This window comes from Reinekea thalattae, from assembly GCF_008041945.1.
Taxonomy (GTDB): domain Bacteria; phylum Pseudomonadota; class Gammaproteobacteria; order Pseudomonadales; family Natronospirillaceae; genus Reinekea; species Reinekea thalattae.
This window is the reverse complement of the sequence record NZ_VKAD01000001.1, coordinates 85,194-107,866: the sequence shown is the minus strand read 5'-3', so window position 1 is coordinate 107,866 and position 22,673 is coordinate 85,194. Positions and strand designations below refer to the sequence as shown.

General features: G+C 46.8%; 22 protein-coding genes. 3 read left to right on the top strand and 19 right to left on the bottom strand.

Going from position 1 to position 22,673, the window contains the following annotated elements:
* Positions 1-38 precede the first annotated feature (38 nt).
* The 8 genes from thrC to ffh form a co-directional block, all read right to left on the bottom strand.
* On the bottom strand, positions 39-1,433 hold the full coding sequence (gene thrC / locus FME95_RS00515) for a threonine synthase (protein ID WP_147712043.1): 1,395 nt from the start codon (positions 1,431-1,433) through the stop codon (positions 39-41).
* A gap of 60 nt (positions 1,434-1,493) precedes the next feature.
* Positions 1,494-2,789 carry a homoserine dehydrogenase gene (locus FME95_RS00510; RefSeq protein ID WP_147712040.1) on the bottom strand — a complete coding sequence of 432 codons (1,296 nt, stop codon included), beginning with the start codon at positions 2,787-2,789 and terminating at the stop codon, positions 1,494-1,496.
* A gap of 262 nt (positions 2,790-3,051) precedes the next feature.
* On the bottom strand, positions 3,052-3,420 hold the full coding sequence (rplS, locus tag FME95_RS00505) for a 50S ribosomal protein L19 (RefSeq protein ID WP_147712037.1): 369 nt from the start codon (positions 3,418-3,420) through the stop codon (positions 3,052-3,054).
* 14 nt (positions 3,421-3,434) lie between these two features.
* Complete coding sequence (gene trmD, locus FME95_RS00500; protein WP_342783307.1) at positions 3,435-4,208, bottom strand: tRNA (guanosine(37)-N1)-methyltransferase TrmD; 774 nt, start codon at positions 4,206-4,208, stop codon at positions 3,435-3,437.
* A complete protein-coding gene (gene rimM, locus FME95_RS00495) occupies positions 4,208-4,741 on the bottom strand; it encodes a ribosome maturation factor RimM (RefSeq protein WP_147712035.1) in 534 nt (177 codons plus the stop codon). Before rimM ends, trmD begins: the two co-directional genes overlap by 1 nt.
* Before the next feature lie 30 nt (positions 4,742-4,771).
* A complete protein-coding gene (rpsP, locus tag FME95_RS00490) occupies positions 4,772-5,023 on the bottom strand; it encodes a 30S ribosomal protein S16 (RefSeq protein ID WP_147712032.1) in 252 nt (83 codons plus the stop codon).
* Between the two features lie 193 nt (positions 5,024-5,216).
* Positions 5,217-5,678 (bottom strand): hypothetical protein, encoded by a 462-nt coding sequence (locus FME95_RS00485; RefSeq protein WP_147712030.1) that lies wholly within the window; start codon positions 5,676-5,678, stop codon positions 5,217-5,219.
* Between the two features lie 219 nt (positions 5,679-5,897).
* Positions 5,898-7,319 carry a signal recognition particle protein gene (gene ffh, locus FME95_RS00480; protein ID WP_147712027.1) on the bottom strand — a complete coding sequence of 474 codons (1,422 nt, stop codon included), beginning with the start codon at positions 7,317-7,319 and terminating at the stop codon, positions 5,898-5,900.
* A 160-nt stretch (positions 7,320-7,479) separates the two neighbouring features.
* Between ffh and FME95_RS00475 the strand changes: the two genes are divergently transcribed.
* The 3 genes from FME95_RS00475 to FME95_RS00465 all read left to right on the top strand — a co-directional run bounded on the left by FME95_RS00475 (position 7,480) and on the right by FME95_RS00465 (position 10,516).
* Complete coding sequence (locus tag FME95_RS00475) at positions 7,480-8,277, top strand: cytochrome C assembly family protein (RefSeq protein ID WP_147712024.1); 798 nt, start codon at positions 7,480-7,482, stop codon at positions 8,275-8,277.
* A 126-nt stretch (positions 8,278-8,403) separates the two neighbouring features.
* The gene (locus tag FME95_RS00470; protein ID WP_147712021.1) at positions 8,404-9,690 is read left to right on the top strand and encodes an HlyC/CorC family transporter; all 1,287 of its coding nucleotides are present in this window, start codon (positions 8,404-8,406) and stop codon (positions 9,688-9,690) included.
* Positions 9,691-9,784: 94 nt separating this feature from the next.
* The gene (locus FME95_RS00465; protein ID WP_147712019.1) at positions 9,785-10,516 is read left to right on the top strand and encodes an RNA methyltransferase; all 732 of its coding nucleotides are present in this window, start codon (positions 9,785-9,787) and stop codon (positions 10,514-10,516) included.
* A gap of 52 nt (positions 10,517-10,568) precedes the next feature.
* Here the strand turns inward: FME95_RS00465 and FME95_RS00460 are convergent, their stop codons facing one another.
* The 11 genes from FME95_RS00460 to lepA all read right to left on the bottom strand — a co-directional run bounded on the left by FME95_RS00460 (position 10,569) and on the right by lepA (position 22,626).
* Positions 10,569-11,030, bottom strand: a complete 462-nt coding sequence (locus FME95_RS00460; protein ID WP_147712016.1) for an MbcA/ParS/Xre antitoxin family protein — start codon at positions 11,028-11,030, stop codon at positions 10,569-10,571.
* 123 nt (positions 11,031-11,153) lie between these two features.
* Positions 11,154-11,966 (bottom strand): nucleoside triphosphate pyrophosphohydrolase, encoded by an 813-nt coding sequence (mazG, locus tag FME95_RS00455; RefSeq protein ID WP_147712013.1) that lies wholly within the window; start codon positions 11,964-11,966, stop codon positions 11,154-11,156.
* Between the two features lie 11 nt (positions 11,967-11,977).
* The gene (gene relA / locus FME95_RS00450) at positions 11,978-14,221 is read right to left on the bottom strand and encodes a GTP diphosphokinase (protein ID WP_147712010.1); all 2,244 of its coding nucleotides are present in this window, start codon (positions 14,219-14,221) and stop codon (positions 11,978-11,980) included.
* 171 nt (positions 14,222-14,392) lie between these two features.
* Positions 14,393-15,661, bottom strand: coding sequence for a class I SAM-dependent RNA methyltransferase (locus FME95_RS00445; RefSeq protein WP_187265395.1), 1,269 nt, complete (start codon positions 15,659-15,661; stop codon positions 14,393-14,395).
* A gap of 1 nt (position 15,662) precedes the next feature.
* Positions 15,663-16,571 (bottom strand): cysteine synthase CysM, encoded by a 909-nt coding sequence (gene cysM / locus FME95_RS00440; RefSeq protein WP_147712005.1) that lies wholly within the window; start codon positions 16,569-16,571, stop codon positions 15,663-15,665.
* A 198-nt stretch (positions 16,572-16,769) separates the two neighbouring features.
* Positions 16,770-17,141, bottom strand: coding sequence for a holo-ACP synthase (acpS, locus tag FME95_RS00435; protein ID WP_147712002.1), 372 nt, complete (start codon positions 17,139-17,141; stop codon positions 16,770-16,772).
* Between the two features lie 8 nt (positions 17,142-17,149).
* Positions 17,150-17,830 (bottom strand): DNA repair protein RecO, encoded by a 681-nt coding sequence (gene recO, locus FME95_RS00430; protein WP_147714311.1) that lies wholly within the window; start codon positions 17,828-17,830, stop codon positions 17,150-17,152.
* A 24-nt stretch (positions 17,831-17,854) separates the two neighbouring features.
* Positions 17,855-18,763 carry a GTPase Era gene (gene era, locus FME95_RS00425; protein WP_147711999.1) on the bottom strand — a complete coding sequence of 303 codons (909 nt, stop codon included), beginning with the start codon at positions 18,761-18,763 and terminating at the stop codon, positions 17,855-17,857.
* A 1-nt stretch (position 18,764) separates the two neighbouring features.
* Complete coding sequence (gene rnc / locus FME95_RS00420; RefSeq protein ID WP_147711996.1) at positions 18,765-19,442, bottom strand: ribonuclease III; 678 nt, start codon at positions 19,440-19,442, stop codon at positions 18,765-18,767.
* A 193-nt stretch (positions 19,443-19,635) separates the two neighbouring features.
* On the bottom strand, positions 19,636-20,739 hold the full coding sequence (gene lepB / locus FME95_RS00415; RefSeq protein ID WP_246109294.1) for a signal peptidase I: 1,104 nt from the start codon (positions 20,737-20,739) through the stop codon (positions 19,636-19,638).
* An 84-nt stretch (positions 20,740-20,823) separates the two neighbouring features.
* Complete coding sequence (gene lepA / locus FME95_RS00410) at positions 20,824-22,626, bottom strand: translation elongation factor 4 (protein ID WP_147711994.1); 1,803 nt, start codon at positions 22,624-22,626, stop codon at positions 20,824-20,826.
* Positions 22,627-22,673: the final 47 nt, after the last annotated feature.

Genomic DNA, 22,673 nt, shown 5'->3' with positions numbered 1-22,673 from the left:
ATCAGGCTTAACCGACGAGCTTACGAGCGGCGTGCTGCTCACGCAAAAATAGTTTTTGCGACAAAGCTTTTGAGCTCATCAAGATCATTTTGCATGACTGTAAAACGCTCTTCACGCTCAAATAGATCTTGCAGATGGTGCGGTAATTTAGGTGCTTCTAGGCCAGCTTTTTCGATCGCCTGAGTAAACTTAACCGGATGCGCGGTACCTAAAGTAATCATCGGCGTTTTGGCATCTCGGCGACATTCACGTGCGGCTTTTACGCCAATGGCTGTATGCGGATCAAGCAAATAGCCTGTTTCACCGTACAGCTGCTTAATGGTTTCGCAGGTAACATCATCATCAACCGAGTAGCTATCGAACAGCTGACGTACTGCGGCCATACCTTGGGCATCGAACTCGACCGTTTCTGTGTTCATCTTCTGCATCAACTGCGACAACGCAGCACCATCACGACCGTAAACATCGAACAATAGACGCTCAAAATTAGACGAAACCACAATATCCATAGAAGGCGATAATGTTTGTGCCAGTGGGTGCTTCTCATATTTATTCTGGCTAATGGCGCGGTGCAGAATATCGTTTTTGTTGGTCGCAACAATAAGCTGCTTAACCGGCAAGCCCATCTTATGCGCTAAGTAACCGGCAAAAATATCACCAAAATTACCGGTGGGCACTGAAAACGCCATGTCGCGATCAGGGCCACCTAAATTTAATGAGGCGTAAAAATAGTAAACCACCTGCGCCATAATACGCGCCCAGTTAATGGAGTTAACCGCGATTAATCGACGCTCGCCTTTTAAGAAACTCTGATCGGCAAAGCAGGCTTTCAACATGCCTTGGCAATCGTCAAAGTTACCTTCAACGGCTAGGTTATAAACATTATCGCCCTTAATGGTGGTCATCTGGCGGCGCTGCACTTCCGATACTCGGTTATGCGGATACATGATAAAAATATCCAACCGATCACTGTGCTTACAGCCTTCAATAGCTGCTGAGCCAGTGTCGCCAGAAGTTGCGCCGATGATAACCCCGCGTTCATTTCGTTTGGTCAATACATGATCTAACAGACGGCCTAACAGCTGTAAGGCGAAATCTTTAAACGCCAGCGTTGGCCCTTGGAATAATTCTAAAACGTATTCGTTGTTATCGATCTGAGCCAGGGGTGCGACGGCGTTATGCGCGAAGCCGGCATAGGTGTCGTTAATCATGCTCTGTAACGCACTGTCTTCAATGGCACCGCCAACAAACGGCTTAATCACCTTAAAGGCAAGCTCGGCATAAGGCAGATCACGCCAGCTACGAATTTCATCTAGGCTGTAGTGCGGCAGTTCTTTCGGCACATAAAGGCCGCCATCACTGGCTAGGCCAGTTAATAAAACGTCTTCAAATTCTAATTCTGGTGCGTTACCACGCGTACTTATGTATTTCACTGTGTTATCTCTTTATAGCATTGAGCAGATTCTAGTTATTTGGTTTAAAGGCTTTTGCGCTTAACCGTCTAACCGCTCTGTTCGAATACGAACAATTTTATTAGGAATTGACGGTAACGCTTCGAGCGCGCCAATCGCCAAATTCATCGCTCGTTCTTTAACCGGTTGCGTCAGAATAATTAACGGTACCAGTGTTTCGCTTTCTGGCCCTTCTTTTTGAATGATGGCTTCCATATTAATGCCATGATCACTCAGAGTTTGTGCGATTTTTGCCATTTGGCCGACTTCGTCTTTCACTGAAATACGCAAATAATAAGAGGTAGTCATCTCTTCTGCACTAAGTACCGGCAAATCTTCGGTCTCAATGCTAAAGCCTAAATGCGGCACTAGCCCTGGGCTGTCGATATCACGGGCCATATCGACGATGTCTGCAATAACCGAAGAAGCAGTTGCCTCAGCACCAGCACCAGCACCGTAATACATGGTTGGACCGACAGCATCGCCCTGTACTAAGACAGCGTTTAACACGCCATCAACATTGGCGATCAATCGTTTTTCTGGGATCAGCGTCGGGTGTACTCGCATTTCAACACCGCTTTCGGTACGGCGAGCAATACCTAAATGCTTAACTCGATAACCCAGCTCACTTGCGTACTGAACATCCTCTGTAGTGATCTCAGTAATGCCTTCGGTAAATACCTTATCGAATTGCAGTGCAATACCAAAGGCGTTTGCCGCTAAGATCGATAGCTTATGCGCAGCATCGATGCCTTCGACGTCGAAGGTTGGGTCGGCCTCGGCATAACCCAGCGCTTGGGCTTCGGCGAGTACATCGTCAAAGTCACGGCCTTTTTCAGACATTTCCGTCAAAATAAAGTTGGTGGTGCCATTGATAATGCCAGCAACACTGGTGATCTTATTGGCAACCAAACCTTCACGGATGGCTTTAATAATCGGTATACCACCGGCAACGCCGGCTTCATAAGCAACCACAACGCCTTTGGCTTCTGCAGCTGCGAAAATTTCATTACCGTGTAATGCGATTAACGCTTTGTTGGCGGTAACGACACCCTTGCCATGTTCAATCGCCATTAAAACCAAATCTTTGGCGACCGTTGTACCACCGATCAACTCAACCAAAATATGTACGTTTGGATCTTTAGCGACAGCAAAAATATCAGTCGAATGGGTAATTCCAGCAAGGTTTACATCGGGCTTACGTCGAGCACCGACGTGCGTAATCTGCACTGAGCGACCGGCACGACGTGCGATATCTTTTAAATTACGTTGTAACACATTAAAGGTTCCGGTACCGACTGTACCGAGCCCACATATACCGACATTGACTGGTTTCAAAATATGCCTCTTTTTTTGCTTTTATGCTGGATTGCTTCTTGTGCTGGATTGCTTGTTATACTGGATTTGCAAAGTGGAACATTACTGAACGCCGCAAGTTAGGTCAACGTATCAAGCGGCCTTGCAGGTTGAATAGTTGTTAATGACAATGACTTTTTTGCAATGAGTTATTGCGCAGCCACTTTAAAGATAAAAAATAAAAAACTGAAACACAAAAAAGGCAGCCGAAGCTGCCTTTTTTAGTCTGTACAAATCGGGCCTATTAGCCTTTCTTTGCAGCAATCTTCTCTTTAATACGAGCAGATTTACCTGAACGCTCACGTAGGTAGTAAAGCTTCGCTTGACGAACGTCACCACGACGCTTGACTTCGATGCTATCTACTAACGGAGAGTAGGTTTGGAAAGCACGCTCAACACCAACACCGTTCGAGATTTTACGAACTGTGAATGCTGAGTTTAGGCCGCGGTTACGTTTACCGATAACCACACCTTCGAACGCCTGTAGACGCTCGCGCTCACCTTCTTTTACTTTAACCTGTACAACCACAGTATCACCTGGGCCAAAAGCAGGAATTTCTTTTGTCATCTGTTCAGCTTCTAACTGCTGAATAATCAGATTCTTGTTGCTCATGATTCAGCTCCTGATCAGTCGCGTGAGCTTAGCTCACTAATATATTTGTCTAAAAGAGTTTGCTGATGTTTAGTCAGCTCACGACCCTCTAATAAATCAGGTCGTCTTTGCCAAGTTCGTCCCAGAGATTGCTGCTCACGCCATACCCGAATATTTTCGTGATGACCGCTGAGTAGCACCTCTGGCACCGATAAGCCTTCTAAAACGTCCGGTCGAGTATAGTGCGGACAATCCAATAAGCCGTTAAAGAAAGAGTCTTCAACTGATGATTGCTCATGACCCAACACCCCAGGAACAAGCCTTGAGATGGCGTCCATAAAGGACATTGCCGCCAATTCGCCGCCACTTAAGACGATATCGCCCAGTGACCATTCTTCATCAATATCGGTTTCAATCAGTCGTTCATCGATACCTTCATAACGTCCGCAAACAAAAATTAAGCGTTCGTTAGTCGATAATTCGACAACTCCTTGCTGATCCAGCTTTCGCCCCTGTGGTGATAAATAAATCACCTTGCTTTGCCGTTCGCTTGCTGCTTTTGCAGCGCTGATTGCATCGCGTAAAGGCTGAACCTTCATCAACATGCCAGGTCCGCCACCAAATGGACGGTCATCGACGGTTCGGTGGCGATCGTGAGTAAAGTCTCTTGGGTTCCAATAATCTACAGAAACCAAGCCATCCTTTACTGCCCGACCTGTCACTCCGTAATCCGAAAAAGATGTAAACATCTCAGGAAAAAGAGTGACCAACCCAAACGACAATGCTGGCTGATCGATACCTTCTTTCATTAAAACTCTGGGTCCCAGTCGACCACAATACGGCCAGCTTCTAAGCTGACATCGTGAACAAACTGCTCAACGTATGGAATTAAACGCTCACGCCGATCAATACTGTGCGCATCGCCTTTAACTACCAACACGTCGTTCCCAGCGCCGGTACTCATCATATAATCCACAACTCCGAGTGACTCATTATTTAATGTCACTACGGATAATCCTTCTAGCTCATACCAATAGTATTCACCGTCGGATAACTCCGGGAGGCGGTTTTTAGGTACACAGATTTCAAAACCTGAATACTGTTTAGCAACTTCGCGATCATCAATACCGCGTAGATGCGCCACCATTCCCTTGCCATGACTTCTGCCTTTATCGACTTCCACCAAGGTCAGGTTATTACCCTGACGTAAAGTCCAATTACCATATTCGAGAATACGATCCAATGGTTCAGTGTAAGAGTAAACCTTCACCCAACCTTGAACCCCGTAAACCGAGGAAATCTTACCTAGTACTATATAATCTTGCGGAGTCTTAAGAGTCATGGCTCAACCTTATGCCTTAGTTCAAACTTATCAGGCTTGGGCTTTCTTGTACTCTTTAAGCAATTGGGCGACACGATCAGAAGTCTGTGCACCCTTGCTTACCCAATAGTCGACACGGTCTTGAGCAACGCGAAGGCGCTCTTCCTGTCCACGGGCTATTGGGTTAAAGAAACCAACTCGCTCGATAAAACGTCCATCACGGGCGTTACGGCTGTCAGCTACAGTTAGATGATAAAACGGGCGTTTCTTAGAACCGCCACGTGAAAGTCGAATGACTACCATCGCGTTCTCCTAGTTAGGGCAAGCTTTAAAATCACCTGCCGTTTTGGAATGCTAAAGGGGTTACCTTTAAACAGACTCCAAAGTTTAAATTACCCGAGCATGCTCGGAAATTAAGGCCGCGAAATTATAGGGATTTGAGGGGGAAATGCAAGGATTTAGTCACTAAGTCGCCAGCAAGACGACTTAGTCGGGATTAATCGCAGATATAAAAATCTTTAAAGGTTAACGGTATATCTTTTTCGTCACAGCCTTCGGTGCACTCAAAAACACGCAATGTTACTTCCACGGGCTCAAAACCGGGGAGCTCGCAATGCTTTTGTTCGTCGGCAGCGCGTTGATACCTTGTGCCTGCTAATGCAGAGCCGCCGCCCGCGTGACAGGCAAAACCCGAAATGCCGTTAAAGGTACGGCAGTTACCTTCTGAATAGCAGACAGTTTCCGTTGCTCGCTCTAGCGTGCACTCATTCCCAAATAAAAACTGATTTTTAGTTGAGGATAACTTGTCGTTTTCATAGATTTGCAGATCAAGCTCTAAGCAACCGCCATCCGATATATCGATAGAGTACTGCTCACTTTCACCCTCAACAAAATAGTTACAGGCAGAATAAGAATAACCTGATGCGAGAACACAAACGATTAAAGCCAGCCACTTCATATTCTTACCTACCCTTTTATGTTACTCAAAACTCGATGCAATACTGATTAGCGTGAGCGCTATTAAATAACACTGAACGTTAATGAGCCCTGAACGCTAATAATGCCGAGCTATCGCTAAGTATCGAATGTATTAAGAGCATCGAACTTATTAATAGCACCGAACTTATTAATAGGTTTCGAGCTTGCTGTTGCGATCTACGATCTAAGCTATTGCTGCCTAAAATGGCAGTTTGCCGCCACCGATACCCGGCGGTAAGCCACCTGCGCCGCCGCCAGGCATGCCCGGCATTCCGCCACCTGCACCACCCATGCCGCGCATCATCTTTTGCATGCCGCCTTTTTTCCCAACCTTCTTCATCATTTTTGCCATCTGCTTATGCTGTTTTAGCACGCTGTTGACATCCTGAATGCTGGTACCAGAACCCATGGCGATACGTTTTTTGCGCGAGCCTAAAATTTTATCGGGGTAACGGCGTTCAAATAATGTCATCGAATCAATAATGACACCCATCTTTTTGAACTTATTCTCAGCGCCTTGCAGTTGCCCAGCTGCCTGCTGCATTTGCCCCATGCCAGGCATTTTATCCATCATGCCCATAAGCCCGCCCATATTGTTCATCTGCTCGAGCTGCTCACGGAAATCTTCTAAATCGAATGACTGGCCTTTTTTGATTTTTTTAGCAAGTCGCTCAGCTTTTTGCTTATCGACCTTACGCTCAACCTCTTCGATCAACGAAAGGACATCACCCATATCCAAGATACGTGAGGCTATACGGTCAGGGTGGAACGGCTCTAAGGCATCGGTTTTTTCACCCATACCGATAAACTTAATCGGTTTACCAGTAATGTGGCGCACAGATAACGCCGCACCGCCGCGTGAATCGCCATCGGCTTTAGATAGCACCACACCGGTTAACGGTAGAACATCGCTGAACGCCTTAGCTGTATTAGCAGCGTCCTGACCTGTCATGGCGTCGACGACAAACAGCGTCTCAATCGGATTAATCGCCTTATGCAGGGTTTTAATCTCAGCCATCATCTCATCGTCAACCGCCAGACGACCGGCGGTATCGACCAAGAGAACATCAACGGCTTGTTTTTTAGCAGCCGATAATGCCGAGTTCACAATCGCCTTTGGCTTTTGCTTAACGTCACTAGGATGGAACAGTGCACCGACTTCTGTCGCCAATGTTTCCAACTGTTTGATCGCCGCAGGACGATAAACGTCAGCCGAGACCACCATGACTTTTTTCTTTTCGCGTTCCTTTAAAAAACGCGCTAACTTGGCTGTGGTGGTGGTTTTACCAGCACCCTGCAAGCCCGCCATGAGCACAACAGCAGGCGGCTGAGCTTTGAGGTTGAGCGCTTCATTTGTCTCACCCATCACCTGCTCTAGTTCTGCCTGAACTATTTTTAAGAACTGCTGACCAGGGTTCAGCGCCTGCGCCACCTCTTGACCAACTGCCCGCTCTCGAACATTATCAATAAAGGCCTTAACGACTGGCAAGGCAACATCGGCCTCTAACAACGCCATACGGACTTCGCGCAGCGAATCTTTGATGTTGTCTTCGGTCAGTTTTGCCTGACCGGTAATTTGCTTGAGAGTCTGGCTTAAGCGTTCAGATAAACTATTAAACATGTTCTATTCACACTACCGAGAAAATGACCGCAGTATAACAGCGAACAGGAATCACTGGCTATGGCAGTCAATGCGTGAAAAGCGCGCATTGCTATGGCAAACTGATAACCATACTCATTTAGCTCGATAAATATTTCACCGAAACAGGTCCGCTCTGGTTATGATTTTGCTTTTATGGATTGCAATCCTCACATACTCTGCCTGTGGTATCACCACCATCGACAGCGTTTGGCGCGCCAATAACCGCCCTAAATGGCAAATTTATCTACCCGCTTATATTGGGTTAGCGGCCCATAGTGCGCACATTCTGCTAACGGTACATGTTGATGGCCTATTGCAATTGAGCCTGCTCAACAGCGTCTCTATCTGTATTTGGCTAATGATCTCAGTGATTTTAATTTCCTCTTTAACCAAGCCACTGCACAACCTGTTTACTTTTTTGATGCCCATCTGTGCATTGCTGCTCGTTATTGCCGCCTATATTCCGCAACATGCCGCACCTAAGCTTTATTCGACAGGTATGCTATTTCATATATTTATTGCCTTGCTGTCTGCCAGCATTATGACTATTACTACACTGCAAGCAGCGCTGGTAGATATTCAGTCTTCCGGCTTACACAAACATCACACCAGCAGTCGTATCATGAAAGCATTGCCGCCACTGCTCTCCATGGAGCGGCTTATGTTTGAATGGCTGATCGTTGGCTTTTGCTTGCTGACTATCGCCATTGTGACTGGCGCCACCTTCATCGAAAATATTTTTGCTCAACATCTGATTCATAAAACTGTACTCACCGTCATCGCTTGGTTTTTTTACGGCGCTCTAATTTTTGGCCATTTACAACTCGGTTGGCGTGGCCAACGTGCCAGTCGAATGATCTATACCGGCTCGGTTTTTTTGGTATTAGCCTTTATTGGTTCGAAATTTGTTCTCGAATACCTGTTAAATATCAGCTAAATGGCGACTAACGTACTGAATATTGCTTAAATCAACAAAAATACGGATTATCCGAATGCAACGCCTTGACACTGAATCCAGAGATCGTAAAAATCGTCTTTCCTTAGCAAATGAGGCTGTCCTCAGTTGAACGAATTTCCCTTGGGCCTACTATTTATAATTTTAGGTCTACTCCTATTACTGTCTGCTTTTTTCTCTAGCTCAGAAACTGGCATGCTGTCGCTTAACCGCTACCGCCTTAAGCACCTAACTAATGAAGGCCATCGCTCCGCAAAGATGGCGTCAAAGCTGCTGGATGAACCCGACAGACTGATCAGCGTGATTCTTATTGGCAATAACATCGTCAATATTGCAGCAGCTTCCTTAGCAACCGTTATTGCACAACGCCTGCTTGTTGATAACATCGATTTAGCACCGCTGGCGGCGACGGTCTTTTTAACGCCTTTGGTGTTAATTTTTGCAGAGGTGACACCAAAAACTCTGGCACAGCGTTACCCTGAACGCATTTCCTTTCCGGCATCCTATATTTTGCGTGGCCTTTCAACTCTGTTGGCACCTGCAGTCTGGCTAGTCAACATCATTGTTAAAGCCATCTTTTGGTTACTTCGTATTGGCAAGTACGCGCCTAGCGAAGAAGCATTATCACCAGAAGAACTCAAAACTATTGTTAACGAGTCCAGCAGCACCATGCCTGAAGATCGGCACTCGATGCTGGTCGGCATTTTAGAGCTGGAGAACGTTACCGTTGACGACATCATGGTACCGAGAAACGAAGTCAACGGTATCGACCTAGACGACAGCGTTGAAGAAATTAGCGAACAAATTCGAGCACTGGAATACACCCGTTTCCCGCTTTACAAAGGCGATTTGGATAAGGTGATTGGTATCATGCATGTGCGTGACGCTGCACAGTTTTTGTATTCTGATGAGCCGTCTAAAGTCATGCTGACTAAGGCTGCCAAAGATCCTTATTTTGTTCCTGAGGGCACACCGTTGCACACCCAGTTGATTAACTTTCAGAATCAACAATTGCGTATGGCGTTCGTGGTTGACGAATACGGTGACATTCAAGGCTTGGTAACGCTGGAAGACTTGCTTGAAGAAATTGTTGGTGAGTTCACAACCGACCTTGCTAACAGCAGCAAAGAAATTCACCCTCAGCGCGACGGCAGTTATGTTGTCGATGGCACGGCATCGATCCGCGATATCAACCGAGCATTGGATTGGGATTTACCAACCGACGGACCAAAAACGCTGAATGGTTTGATTCTTGAACACATAGAAGACATCCCTGATGCCAACGTCAGCCTTAAACTAGAAGGCTATCTTGTAGAGATTCTACAGATCAAAGATAACGCCGTAACGGCGGCTCGCATCCGCGTGATTGGATCTAAAACAGAGTCAGCCGACTGACCTAGATTCTAAAACGCAGCCTCAAGTGGGCGACTTTAAAACTCGCCCACAATCACCGACTCAACATAGCCGATAAAAAAGCAACCAAATTATTATGCAACCAAATATTAGAATTGTTCTTGTAAAAACCTGGCACCCAGGAAATATCGGTGCGGTCGCGCGCGCCATGAAAAACATGGGTCTGTACCAGCTTTACTTGGTTGACCCTGTCGACTTTCCAAGCGAAGAAGCCAGCAACCGTTCAGGCAAAGCCTTGGACGTACTCGAACAAGCGACAGTCGTAACCAGCCTAAGCGAGGCGATTGCAGATTGCGCCTTAGTCATTGGCACCAGCGCTCGCGACCGTTCTATTAAGCTACCAGCATTAAGCCCTGAGCAATGTGCGCAAAAATCAATGACTGAACAACAGCAAGCACCTGTCGCCATTGTGTTTGGTCGTGAGCGTACCGGCTTACTTAATGATGAGATCCAGCAGTGTCATTTTCAGGTGAATATTGATACCAGCCCTGAATACCCAGTGCTTAACCTCAGCCAAGCAGTACAAATTATCTGTTATGAAATATTTAAAGTCTTTCAGGCTGATAAACCAAACGATAGCCAATTAACAGAAGATGATGCATACCCTCTGCAAAAAGAATTGATCGCCTTCCAGCAGCATTTAAGTGACGCGAGCCAAGCAACCGGCTTTATTAACGATCGTCATCCAGGACAAACTCTTGAACATTTACAAGCCTTGTTTCGTCGTGCCCGGCCAAGCAAAAAAGAGCTCAGCATTTTGCGCGGCTTCTTGTCTTCGGTCGAAGAGCAGGCCATAAAAAAGCGCTAATGCCTTAGGAGAAACCCTAGGCACCAGCGCTGTTTATTCTGCGACCCTTAATCTAGTTTTCGCCCTGCATCGATTGCTTTAACTGCAATAGCACCTTAGAGACTTGCGTGCGCCCTTCGGCTTCGATCATCAACACCTTAGGCACGTCGCCGTTTAATATCGGCTGTGGTTGATTCAACCATGTATGCGCCAATTCTGGCTCTTGAAACAGCTGGCAGGCTTGGATAACCACCTTGGTGATATCATCGACAATGCCGGCCATAGGCAATTCGTTAGTCATATCCATGGCGATCAATTCAGCATCGGGAACAAGGTTAAGTACTTGTTCTTTAGCCGAATTGAGTAATTCCACCGAGCAGTCTCCATCGCGCTGAAAATGGATACAAAACTTGGCGTTATCCAGCGGGTCGGCTTCAACTTGAAAATCTTGGCCTGGCATGCCACCGGCTAAGGTAGCGACGTTAACCGCTTGCGAGCGATTCAGCTGAAAAGTCAGTGAGAAATGATGCTTCATAGAACCACGATCCTTGCTGTTATTTTTATTCAGAATAGCGAATCGATCAGCTGGCTACCAGCTAACATTCGCACTATGAGGTCGTTATTTGGACTAACTAGATTCTATTTCGGGATTGCTAGCTTAGCGGCTTTTGTTGCGCTCAGCGGCTTTGGCTTGATCCCAAAATTCATCCAACTGTTGCAGTTGAAAGGCAGACCAGTCGTTACCGCTAGCAGCCACTTGCTGTTCAACATAACCAAAACGCCGCTCAAATTTTTGGTTGGTATTTCGGATGGCCTGTTCTGGGTCAATATTCAAATGACGACAAACATTCGCCATCACGAATAATAGATCACCTATTTCAGATTCTATGTGTGCGTTATCGCCCAACTCAATGGCTTCTTCGAGTTCTGCCAGCTCTTCGTGAGCCTTGTCGATCACCTGCGCAACATTGGGCCAATCAAAGCCCACTTTGGCGGCCTTTTTTTGTAACTTTTTCGCCCGTAATAAGCCCGGCATTGCCTTAGGCACATCATCCAAAATTCGGCTGTGCTCTGGCTTTTGTTGTTGCTTCAAAGCCTCCCATTGGCGGCCAATATCAGTATTGACGTCGCCACTGCGCTTGCCGTCTAAATCGCCGTTTATAAAAACATGAGGGTGACGATAGAGCATTTTTTCGACCAGCTGATGAATCACATCGTCCAGCGCAAAACGCTCCTCTTCTGCGGCTATTTGCGCATAAAACACCACTTGGAATAGTAAATCACCCAACTCTTCGGCTAGGTGATCGTAATCTTGCCGCTCGATGGCATCGATCACTTCATACACCTCTTCAAGGGTGTGAGGCACAATGGTTCGGTAGCTTTGCTCAACGTCCCACGGGCAACCAGAGTCTTTATCTCGTAGTCGCGCCATGAGTGTTTTTAAGTCTTGATAGTTATACCGCCGAGACATCGAAGACTCCATTAATCATGACGCGTATCGTATATGCGTCGAACATCGGAGACATTAGACACCTTAGAAAGCATCGAGATAGCTCGACTCAGCGCCGTCAGATTCGCCACCTCAAGAGTAATGCGCATTTCGGCAAGGTTCTGGTCTTTATTCGACAGCGTATTCATTGAAGTAACATTGACGCCATTGTTGGCCAACACCGTCATCACGTCTTTTAATAAGCCGGTGCGATCATAAGCGGTTAACGACAGTTCTGCCGGGTAAGTGGTTTGTGCTTCACCACCCCATGAAACGTCGATAGTTCGCTCCGGCTCTTTGGATTTTAGCTGCAACATGTTAACGCAGTCATCGCGATGAATAGAGACGCCACGGCCGATGGTGATATAGCCGGTAACGGGATCACCAGGCACAGGCTTACAGCAATTGGCAATACTGGTGAGCATATTACCAACGCCTTGAATGACAAGATCGCCACTGTGATTCTGTTCTTTATGCTCGGTAATCGCTAAGGTTTTTTTCTTGGCTGGGTGCAGAATATCTTCGGCGTAGTGAACAATATGCATCACACGTACATCACCGGCACCAATGGCAGCGTGTAGGCCGTCAGCATCCAAAAAGTTAGAGCGCTCCAACAGTAGATTCATATCGACCTTGTCGAGGTTCAATCGGCGTAATTCACGCTGTAACAGCTCTTTGCCATCGCGAATGTTTACATCTCGATCTTGCGATTTAAACCATTGCTTAATTTTTGCCCGCGCACGCCCAGAACGTACATAGCCTAAATCCTGATTCAGCCAATCGCGGCTCGGGCTGGATTCATTGCCGGTTAAAATTTCGACCTGATCACCGATTTTGAGCGATGTATTAAGAGGGACAATCCGGCCATTTACCTTAGCGCCACGACAACGATGACCAACATCGGTGTGAACCTTGTAAGCAAAATCTACCGGTGTCGCACTGGCGGCTAGATCAACCACGTGGCCACCAGGGGTAAGCACGTAAATTCGGTCAACAGTGACATCGGCGCCGAGCTCTTCGACCATTTCGTCGATACCGCCCAGCTCGTCATGCCATTCTAAAACTTGACGTAACCAAGAGACCTTCTCTTCATAACCTTTTGATTGGCTGGCTTTTTTGGCGTCGGTGCCTTTATAAAGCCAGTGTGCGCAAACACCCAGCTCGGCATCGCTGTGCATATCGGAGGTGCGGATTTGAATTTCCACCACCTTACCTTCTGGACCAATTACCGCAGTATGTAATGAGCGATAACCATTAGGTTTCGGCGAGGCAATGTAGTCATCAAATTCACGTGGAATATGACGCCACAATGAATGCACGATACCAAGCACGGCATAACAATCCTGAACTCGGGGCACCATAATACGGAACGCACGAATATCGTAGACCTGACTGAAGCCAATATTTTTGCGCTTCATTTTGCGCCAAATAGAATAGATGTGCTTTGCTCGCCCCTGTATCTCGGCTTTGATGTCGGCCTGTTCGAGCTCGGAACAAATAATATCTTGGACTTTTTGAATGTAGCTCTCGCGGTCGATGCGCTTTTCATCGATCAGCTTGGCAATTTTTTTATAGTCTTGCGGCTCAATGTAGCGAAAAGCGAGGTCTTCTAGCTCCCATTTTAAATAGCCAACACCGAGGCGATGCGCCAGCGGCGCATAAATATCGAACACCTCACGTGCGACTTTATAGCGACGAGACACTGGCCCGGTTTTCACCGCACGAATGGCGCAGGTACGCTCTGCTAATTTGATTAGCGCGACGCGTACATCATCGATCATCGCGACCAGCATTTTACGCACCGCCTCGCCTTGGGTTTCATTTTGCCCCAATACAGCGGTTCGAGTGGATCGTTGCGGGTGGTGAATGGCGGCCATACGAGTAACGCCGCGAATCAGGTTGGCGATTTTTGGGCCAAATTGGTCTTTTACCGTAGCCAGCTCTAGCTCGCCTTCTCGCACGGTGCGATACAGCACTGCGGCAACTAGGGCATCTTGATCCAGCCCCAAGTCGGATAAAATCTCAGCCATTTCCAAGCCGGTTTTAAAGGCTGAACTGTCTTCGCCCCAATCGTTTTCGCGATGGTCGGCTTCTTCTTCGGCGGTACGGGCAATACGACAAGCACGAATCAGCTGTTCACTGTCAACAACAGGGGCTTTTTCTTCAATTCGTGCTAACCAGGCTTCTAAGTCGACAGTGCCGTCCTTAAAAACTGGTTGATCTTCGCGTACTTTCAAAACAAAACTCTCTTTTATCGGCTTGCCAGCGTATAACAATAAACACAAGCAGCTAAGCTTACAGGGGAAATTACCCTAATAGATGTGCTAGCAGGTCGTCAAATTATTCAACGGACGTTGAGTGCGCTATTAGGCCGTTTTAACCAGCAACTAGCTCGCTTTAGCCAATAACTAGGTCGTTTTAGCCAATAACACCATGGTTTCAATATGCTTGGTCTGAGGAAACATATCGATCAATGCGACTTTTCTCAAGTGCCAACCGGCTTGGTGCAACAACTTTACATCGCGCGCCAAGGTAGCTGGATCACAAGAGATATACAGAATCTTATTAAGGCTCGTTAGCTGGTTGATTGTGGCACAAATTTGTTCCGCACCGGCCCGAGGTGGATCAAGTACCGCCACTGTCGGGTTCAAGTTTTGCACCAACGGCATTTGGCTAACATCAGCCTGAAATAGATCGGCAACTGCAAAATCGACCCGATCATCAGGTTTTTTAACTAAATTAGCCTGCCGGATCGCCGATTCACTGGCTTCTAAGCCCAACGTTTGGGCAACCTTTTGCTGAAAGTAGTAAGCAAGGTTGCCACTGCCACAAAACAGATCCAGCACGCGGTCGTCATCGCTAAGCGCTAACCAATCGCTCGCCCGCTGCTGCATTTGCTGGTTAGCCAATCGATTCACTTGGGTAAACTCACCAGGCAAGGCCGTGACAACAGTCTGACCGGCTTGATAACTCAGCGCCTGCTGCCAATGCCAGCCTTGCTCTGCGACCCAACCATGAAAAGCATCGATCGCTTGACGCTGGCCTTTTAGTGCCACCGCGCCGATATTGGAATAATCATCAACCGCTATTTCTAATTGGCTTAAACCAACCAAAGGTGCGTTAGAGCGCACCTGCTCAAACACCTGACTCAACGCTTCGGTAAACACCGCACAGCCGTCTATCGCGACAACCTCATTACCCTGTTGGTTATGAAAGCCCAGTGCACCCTTTTTAGAAACATGTAATCGCGCTCGATGACGATAACCAAAATCCGCCACTGAGATGACATCTAATGATTGAGCTGGCGATTCCAGAGTCAGATCATTACGCCGAAAATGATCGGCAACTGCCTGCTGCTTTAATTCGTGCTGTAGCGCGATTGGCATGTGCTGTAACTGGCAGCCACCGCAACGGCCGACATAACCACAGACAGGTTGAATTCGATGCTCACTGGCAGTCTCGACATCAATGGCTCGCCCTTGCCAAAGTTTGGCATTGGCTTTTTCGATTTTTGCCACAACCTGCTCGCCCGGCAACGCATTAGCCAGCATGACGACTCGACCTTTGTGCTGGGCAATACCTCGGCCGTCGTGGCTGAATCGTAAAACCGACAGAGTTAAGTTTTCTGGAAGTACTTGTTTGGTCGCTGGACGACGCGATCGATTCGGCCTGTTCACGTTAGGAGAACACACCTGTGGATAGGTAGCGGTCGCCACGGTCGCAAATAATGGCCACAATCACCGCGTTATTAACCTGCTCAGATAAACGCAAGGCACCCGCCACCGAACCACCAGAGCTGACACCAGCAAAGATGCCCTCTTCGGCAGCCAAACGACGCATGGTGGTTTCTGCGGTTTTTTGATCCATATCGATCACCTGATCAACCCGTTGCTGTTCATAAATAGCCGGTCGATAAGCCTCAGGCCAACGGCGAATACCCGGTATTTGCGAACCCTCTTCTGGCTGCAAACCAACAATTTGAATAGCTGGGTTTTGCTCTTTTAAATAGCGTGAGCAACCCATGATTGTGCCTGTTGTGCCCATTGCAGAGACAAAATGGGTTATTAGTCCACGGCTGTCCTGCCAAATTTCAGGCCCTGTTGTTAGGTAATGCGCATTCGGATTATCGCTATTACTGAATTGGTTCAGCAGCTTGGCTTTACCTTCAGCTTCCATTTGCACCGCCAAATCACGGGCATATTCCATCCCCTGCTCTGGCGTTACCGAGATAATGTCAGCGCCATAGGCACGCATACTGGCACGTCGTTCTTCCGATAAGTTAGACGGCATAATCAGGGTTAATCGATAACCTTTAATGGCCGCAGCCATTGCCAATGCGATCCCTGTATTGCCACTGGTGGCTTCTACCAACGCATCACCGGGCTTAATTAAACCCTTTTGCTCTGCTGCACTGATCATATTTAATGCTGGGCGGTCTTTGACTGAGCCGGCTGGATTATTGCCTTCGAGTTTAACCAAAATCTGGTTGCTGGGATTCGGGTTAAGTCGCTGTAAGCGAACCAAGGGCGTTTTGCCAACAAATTGCTCAATGGTTGGGAACGGCTCGTTATTAGAAAACTGACTCATCACTACTCCAGTCGGTGGGCTGTAAGGTATCAACAACCGCTCTTAAAAGGATTCATAATTATGCCGACAACGCTTGTGGCGTATCAGCGAAATGCAAGGTTACTATACAATTAATCTGTTTTATCCGATCAACTGAACTTTTGTTATCAGGCCAAACCCAGTTGATTTTAGCACCCTCAAGTGCGGCTTCGGAGCTATTTATAGACAGGTTGCAAAGGCAACGCAATAAGCCTTTTCATCACTGAGCGAGACCAACACATGTTCTGCTTGTAGGCTGTCGAGTTGCAGCTTTGCTTGATTATAAAGGCTGACGCATGGCATGCCCTGCGCATTAGGAATCACTTCGATATCAGTAAAGCGAATGCCACCAGAAATACCGGTGCCTAGAGCTTTCGAAATTGCCTCTTTGGCGGCAAAGCGATTGGCTAAAAATCGAATAGACTGATGACGCTGATGATACAAGGCTTGCTCAGGCTCGGTTAAAATACGGCGAATAAAACGCTCACCCTGCTTTGCCAAGGTTTGCTCTATACGCTCAATTTGAACGATGTCCGTTCCGATACCTTTCATCTACGAAATCACTTCTTTGTTATTAAAAAATCCATCGGCCATGCTCGGGATTCTAACCTAGTGTTATTAGCGAGCAACAGCTGATCAATAATCTGCCGCTGACACTCACGCGCCAAGCTCAAAGCCCCAGCAAACGAATAATCCTGTTGGCTGATCGCTAAAATCATAGCACCACTGTAGCGACCTTGAGAGTCGGCAATAAAGCCTCGTTGCGGATCAAAACGGTAATTTCGCTGTGCTTCAATTAATTGGCTATCGGCACTGCGCTGATAATCTAACGCCTGGCCTAATGTGGCCAGCACAGCCTGCTCGAAAAATCTCAGTGAGGCTTGAATAAAGAGCGACTCATTCAAGTGCAACAGTGTGCTGATATAGGTACCAAACAGTTGCCGATCTGCCTGCCCTAACGGCAACAGCCGGTAGAGCAACTCATTGACATAAAAGGCCAATATACGTGCCTGATTGGTATCGACCAGCAGCGCGCCGGTATAGCGAAAATTAGACGCATTCGCCAAGCTGTGCTTGGTATTCATTTTAATGTCGATTTCGCGATAAGGTTCTGGCGGCTCGCAGCTTAATTTACATCGCACACGGCCTTCAGTTTCGGTCCAAAAATCGCATAAATAATCGGACTCTTTATAAGGCCGAGCCACTAATAAAAACGCCCGTGTAACAATGCTGCGCTTCATTAACGTTAGCCATTCAAAGAGCGATTAGTCATCAAAATAGCCAAGACTTTTCAGTGCTCGGTCATCATCGGCCCAACCACCTTTCACTTTCACCCAAAGGTTAAGCATGATCTTAGCTTCGAACAGCTGCTCCATGTCCAAGCGAGCTTCTTGGCCGATCTTTTTAATTCGAGCACCCTTATCGCCAATGACGATTCGTTTTTGACCATTGCGCTCAACCAAGATCAAACCGTGGATGTGTAATACACGATCTTCGAATGAAAATTGCTCAATCTCTACGGCAGTCGAATAGGGTAATTCTTCACCCAGCTGACGCATGATTTTTTCGCGAATAATCTCTGCAGCCATAAAACGCTGACTGCGATCGGTAATCTGATCATCAGGGAAATGAAATAAACCTGCCGGCATATTTTTAACCAGATCATCGGTCAGGTGTTTTAAGTTATGGCCGTGCAAAGCAGACACAGGGATAACACCGGCAAAGTCGTACTTTTTGCTCAGTTCATCGATATGTGGCAGTAAGGTTTGTTTGTTATCCAGCTGATCAACCTTGTTAATCACCAAGAAAACAGGCGCTTTAACGCGTGTTAGTTTGTCTAAAACCCACTGATCTTCATCGGTCCAAACGGTGCGATCAACCACCATCAAGACGACATCGATATCGGTCAAGGCGGTATCGGCAGCCTTATTCATAACGCGATTAATGGCCTTTTCTTGACCACGGTGCATACCCGGCGTATCGACAAAAACCATCTGCGTTTTTTCTTCACTCCAAATGCCTAAAATTTGATGGCGAGTGGTTTGAGGTTTACGCGAGGTAATGGATATTTTTTGCCCCAACAGATGATTCATCAGCGTCGACTTACCGACATTGGGTCGGCCGACAATAGCCACGAAGCCACATTTGGTATCTAACGTAAATTGATCGGTCATGTTACTTTTCACCTAATATTTTCAGCATGCCAGCAGCCGATTCTTGTTCTGCAATACGACGACTGCTACCCACGCCTACCACCGGCTCGTCGATCGACTCGACTGAGCAATGAACGGTAAACTCTTGTTTGTGTGCTTCGCCTTCTATTTTTACCACCTGATATTCAGGCAGTGCGATGCGACGCGCTTGCAAATATTCCTGCAATTTTGTTTTCGAATCTTTAATGTTTTCTTTCAAGCTTAAGCCAGCCAAGCGCTCGGTGTACCAAGCCAATAAAACCTGCTGAGAGGTTTGTAAATCGGTATCTAACGAAATAGCACCGATAATGGCCTCAACCGCATCGGCAAGAATACTGTCGCGGCGGAAACCACCACTTTTCAGCTCTCCACTGCCCAGCTTAATAAAGTCCCCTAAGTTAAATTCACGACCTAACTCAGCCAGGGTTTCACCCTTCACTAGATGAGCACGCAAACGCGATAGCTGCCCTTCTTTCGCTTTAGGAAACTGGTCATATAATGCTTTGGCTATGGTGACACTTAAAATAGCGTCGCCCAAAAATTCTAACCGCTCGTTATTTTTACGAGAGTAGCTGCGATGCGATAACGCCTGCTCGAGCAAGGCTTGGTCAGAAAAGGTATAGCCTATTGATTTTGCTAAACGAAAATAATCAGAATTCAAATCTAAACTCGTTTGGTTTAATTAAAAAATAACGCCAACCTAATCATTAAGTAAGCGTCGACTAAAACAAAAGGCCGTGCGACAGTCGATTACTACGAACATCACACAGCCAAACTTTGCTTCAACAAATTTCATATCAAAACTAAGCAGCAGCTAAGCTCAATTAGCCGAGCTCTGCTGTTACAACGACAACCTATTCAATAAGGCCGGCGCGTCCAAAACTTGGATAAAAACCCTGCCAATGCATCCAGATAAAAAACGCCTTGCCTAGAATGGCATCTTCATCGACAAAGCCCCAAGCGTTATCGCCAGAATTAGCCAAGTCATTCTGTACAACTCGACGAATGCCTTCCCAATAACGTGCATCTTGGCTGTTATCTCGGTTATCACCCATAACAAAGTACTTACCTTCCGGTACGACAACCCCTGCCGCCGGCAGCCACTCGTATGAGCTACGTAACGCAGGCCCCTGATTGGTATAAATAAGGTGTTCACTGCCGTTTAGGGTTTCTTTATACAAATTATAGTCAGCAACCTCATCGGAAGTTTTACCCATGAATTCTTTATTCACCACAGCGCCATTAACGCGCAAAATTTTACGTGCGTAATCATATTGCACAAGATCACCCGGCACTGCGACCACACGTTTAATAAAGCTCTTTTCTGGTTCATGCGGTGGCTTAAAGACAATCACGTCGCCCTGCTCAGGTTCTGCCACTGGAAATATCACCTCATTGGTGACCGGCATGCGCACGCCATAAGCAAAACGATTCACCAAGATAAAGTCGCGAATTTCCAATGTAGGTTTCATTGAACCAGACGGAATTTGAAACGGTTCAAACAAAAAACTGCGCAACAAAAAGACCGCAACCAAAATAGGTAAAAACGCTCGGCTATTCTCGATCAGGCCAGGTTCCAACGCGGTTTTATCGGTTTTCTCTTTAAAGTTATCAATACGACCTTCTGCTGTTTTCAGCAAGCGGGCTCGATGTTTACGCGTTAGCAATAAATCGACTATAAAAATCACGCCAGTAAAGCCAATTGCACTGATCATCAGTAACGAGAAATCAAAACCCTGGCGAATGGTTTGTAAAATTAAATAACCAATCGTCACCGATAATAAATAGCCTAAAAAGCGTTCAACCGGCGAAGATTGAAAGGTATCGCTGATCTGTTCCAGCGATAATTTGCTATCGGACTCCATCGCCTTTAAGCGTTTTCGATAGCTGACAAATACCAACACGGAAAGCACAATCGCAAGCGCCAACACGACAATAGATAACACCAACAAGCTCATTGTTGCTCCTTTATGATTAATTTCGGCCTAGCATGCAACGCAAAACCGCTGCCGACAGCTTAACTTAGCTGTCGGCATCTTTACTTAGCTATCAACCTTCAGTACCGCTAAAAATGCTTCTTGAGGTATCGAAACGGAGCCTACTTGCTTCATCCGCTTTTTACCCTCTTTCTGTTTCTGCAACAGTTTCTTCTTACGCGATACGTCACCGCCATAACACTTCGCAGTCACGTTTTTACGCAGCGCTTTTACTGTTGTACGAGCCACAACGTTGTTACCCACTGCCGCCTGAATGGCAACATCAAACATCTGACGCGGAATTAGCTCTTTCATCTTATCGCACAAGGAACGACCACGACGCTGAATTGCGTCACTGTGCATAATAACCGCCAAGGCATCAACTCGATCGCCATTAACTAAAACGTCTAAACGAGTCAGCTTGGCAGCTTCAAAATGGTCAAAGGCAAAATCCAACGACGCAAAGCCGCGGCTGACCGACTTGAGCCGATCAAAAAAGTCCATCACAACCTCTGCCATCGGCAAGTCATAGCTGAGTGAAACCTGACCACCTAAATACTGCATATCTTTTTGAATGCCGCGTTTTTCAACACAGAGGGTAATTACGTTACCGACATATTCCTGTGGCACCAAGATATTGGCTTTAACAATCGGCTCACGGAACTCTTCTATGTTATTGACCGCTGGTAACTTCGATGGGTTATCAACGTAAACCGTTTCACCATCGGTTTTAACAATTTCATAAACCACTGTCGGCGCTGTCGTAATGAGATCAAGATCGTACTCACGCTCAAGCCGCTCTTGGATAATTTCCATGTGTAGCATACCGAGGAAGCCACAACGGAAACCAAAACCCAAAGCATCGGAGCTTTCCGGTTCAAAAAACAAAGAAGCATCGTTCAGTGATAGCTTTTCTAAGGCTTCACGGAATGCTTCGTAATCATCAGAACTGACCGGGAATAGACCGGCATAAACCTGCGGTTTTACCTTTTGGAAACCAGGCAGCTGCGGTACATCTGGCGTGCTGGTTAGAGTAATGGTATCGCCCACCGGCGCTCCGGTAATTTCTTTAATAGAGGCGCAAATAAAGCCCACTTCACCGGCTTTTAACACACCAGTATCGGTCATTTTTGGCGTGAAAATACCGACGCGGTCAACAACATGTGAACGCTTGGTACTCAAGACGGTAATTTTATCGCCTTTTTTCAGCGTACCGTGCTTTACACGAACCAACGAAACAATGCCTAAATAGTTATCGAACCAAGAATCAATAATCAGCGCCTGTAGATCGCCATTAACGTCTCCTTCAGGAGCTGGCACGGCCTTAACAATTTCTTCCAGTGTCTCGCGAATACCGATGCCGCTTTTGGCAGAGGCGCGCACAGCATCTTGCGCTTCAATGCCGATAATCTCTTCAATTTCGGCGGCAACGCGCTCTGGTTCGGCTTGCGGCAAGTCCATCTTGTTTAGAATAGGTACCACTTCGAGCCCTTGCTCGATCGCGGTATAGCAGTTTGCTACCGATTGAGCCTCGACACCTTGCGCCGCATCAACCACCAATAAGGCACCTTCACATGCCGAAAGTGAACGGGAAACCTCGTACGAGAAGTCTACGTGTCCGGGCGTATCAATGAAGTTCAGCTGATAAGTATTGCCGTCGTCGGCCTTATAATTCAGGGTGACACTCTGCGCTTTAATAGTAATGCCGCGCTCACGCTCAATATCCATGGAATCCAATACTTGGGCTTCCATTTCGCGGTCTTCTAGACCACCACAATATTGAATAAACCGATCGGCTAGCGTGGATTTACCATGATCGATATGGGCAATAATTGAGAAATTACGGATATGAGATAGATCGCTGCTCACAAAAAGTCATCACTTACTAAAAAGGGGACGCGAGTTTAAACCAAAAC

Excerpts from the sequence above, each read along its gene's own strand:
- rpsP (WP_147712032.1), bottom strand. The coding sequence starts at position 5,023 with ATGGTAGTCATTCGACTTTCACGTGGCGGTTCTAAGAAACGCCCGTTT.
- FME95_RS00465 (WP_147712019.1), top strand. The coding sequence starts at position 9,785 with ATGCAACCAAATATTAGAATTGTTCTTGTAAAAACCTGGCACCCAGGA.
- lepB (WP_246109294.1), bottom strand. The coding sequence starts at position 20,739 with ATGAGCTTGTTGGTGTTATCTATTGTCGTGTTGGCGCTTGCGATTGTG.
- rimM (WP_147712035.1), bottom strand. The coding sequence starts at position 4,741 with ATGACTCTTAAGACTCCGCAAGATTATATAGTACTAGGTAAGATTTCC.
- trmD (WP_342783307.1), bottom strand. The coding sequence starts at position 4,208 with ATGAAAGAAGGTATCGATCAGCCAGCATTGTCGTTTGGGTTGGTCACT.
- acpS (WP_147712002.1), bottom strand. The coding sequence starts at position 17,141 with ATGAAAGGTATCGGAACGGACATCGTTCAAATTGAGCGTATAGAGCAA.
- cysM (WP_147712005.1), bottom strand. The coding sequence starts at position 16,571 with ATGAGTCAGTTTTCTAATAACGAGCCGTTCCCAACCATTGAGCAATTT.
- FME95_RS00485 (WP_147712030.1), bottom strand. The coding sequence starts at position 5,678 with ATGAAGTGGCTGGCTTTAATCGTTTGTGTTCTCGCATCAGGTTATTCT.
- FME95_RS00475 (WP_147712024.1), top strand. The coding sequence starts at position 7,480 with ATGATTTTGCTTTTATGGATTGCAATCCTCACATACTCTGCCTGTGGT.
- recO (WP_147714311.1), bottom strand. The coding sequence starts at position 17,830 with ATGAAGCGCAGCATTGTTACACGGGCGTTTTTATTAGTGGCTCGGCCT.
- ffh (WP_147712027.1), bottom strand. The coding sequence starts at position 7,319 with ATGTTTAATAGTTTATCTGAACGCTTAAGCCAGACTCTCAAGCAAATT.
- rplS (WP_147712037.1), bottom strand. The coding sequence starts at position 3,420 with ATGAGCAACAAGAATCTGATTATTCAGCAGTTAGAAGCTGAACAGATG.
- FME95_RS00460 (WP_147712016.1), bottom strand. The coding sequence starts at position 11,030 with ATGAAGCATCATTTCTCACTGACTTTTCAGCTGAATCGCTCGCAAGCG.
- era (WP_147711999.1), bottom strand. The coding sequence starts at position 18,763 with ATGACCGATCAATTTACGTTAGATACCAAATGTGGCTTCGTGGCTATT.
- mazG (WP_147712013.1), bottom strand. The coding sequence starts at position 11,966 with ATGTCTCGGCGGTATAACTATCAAGACTTAAAAACACTCATGGCGCGA.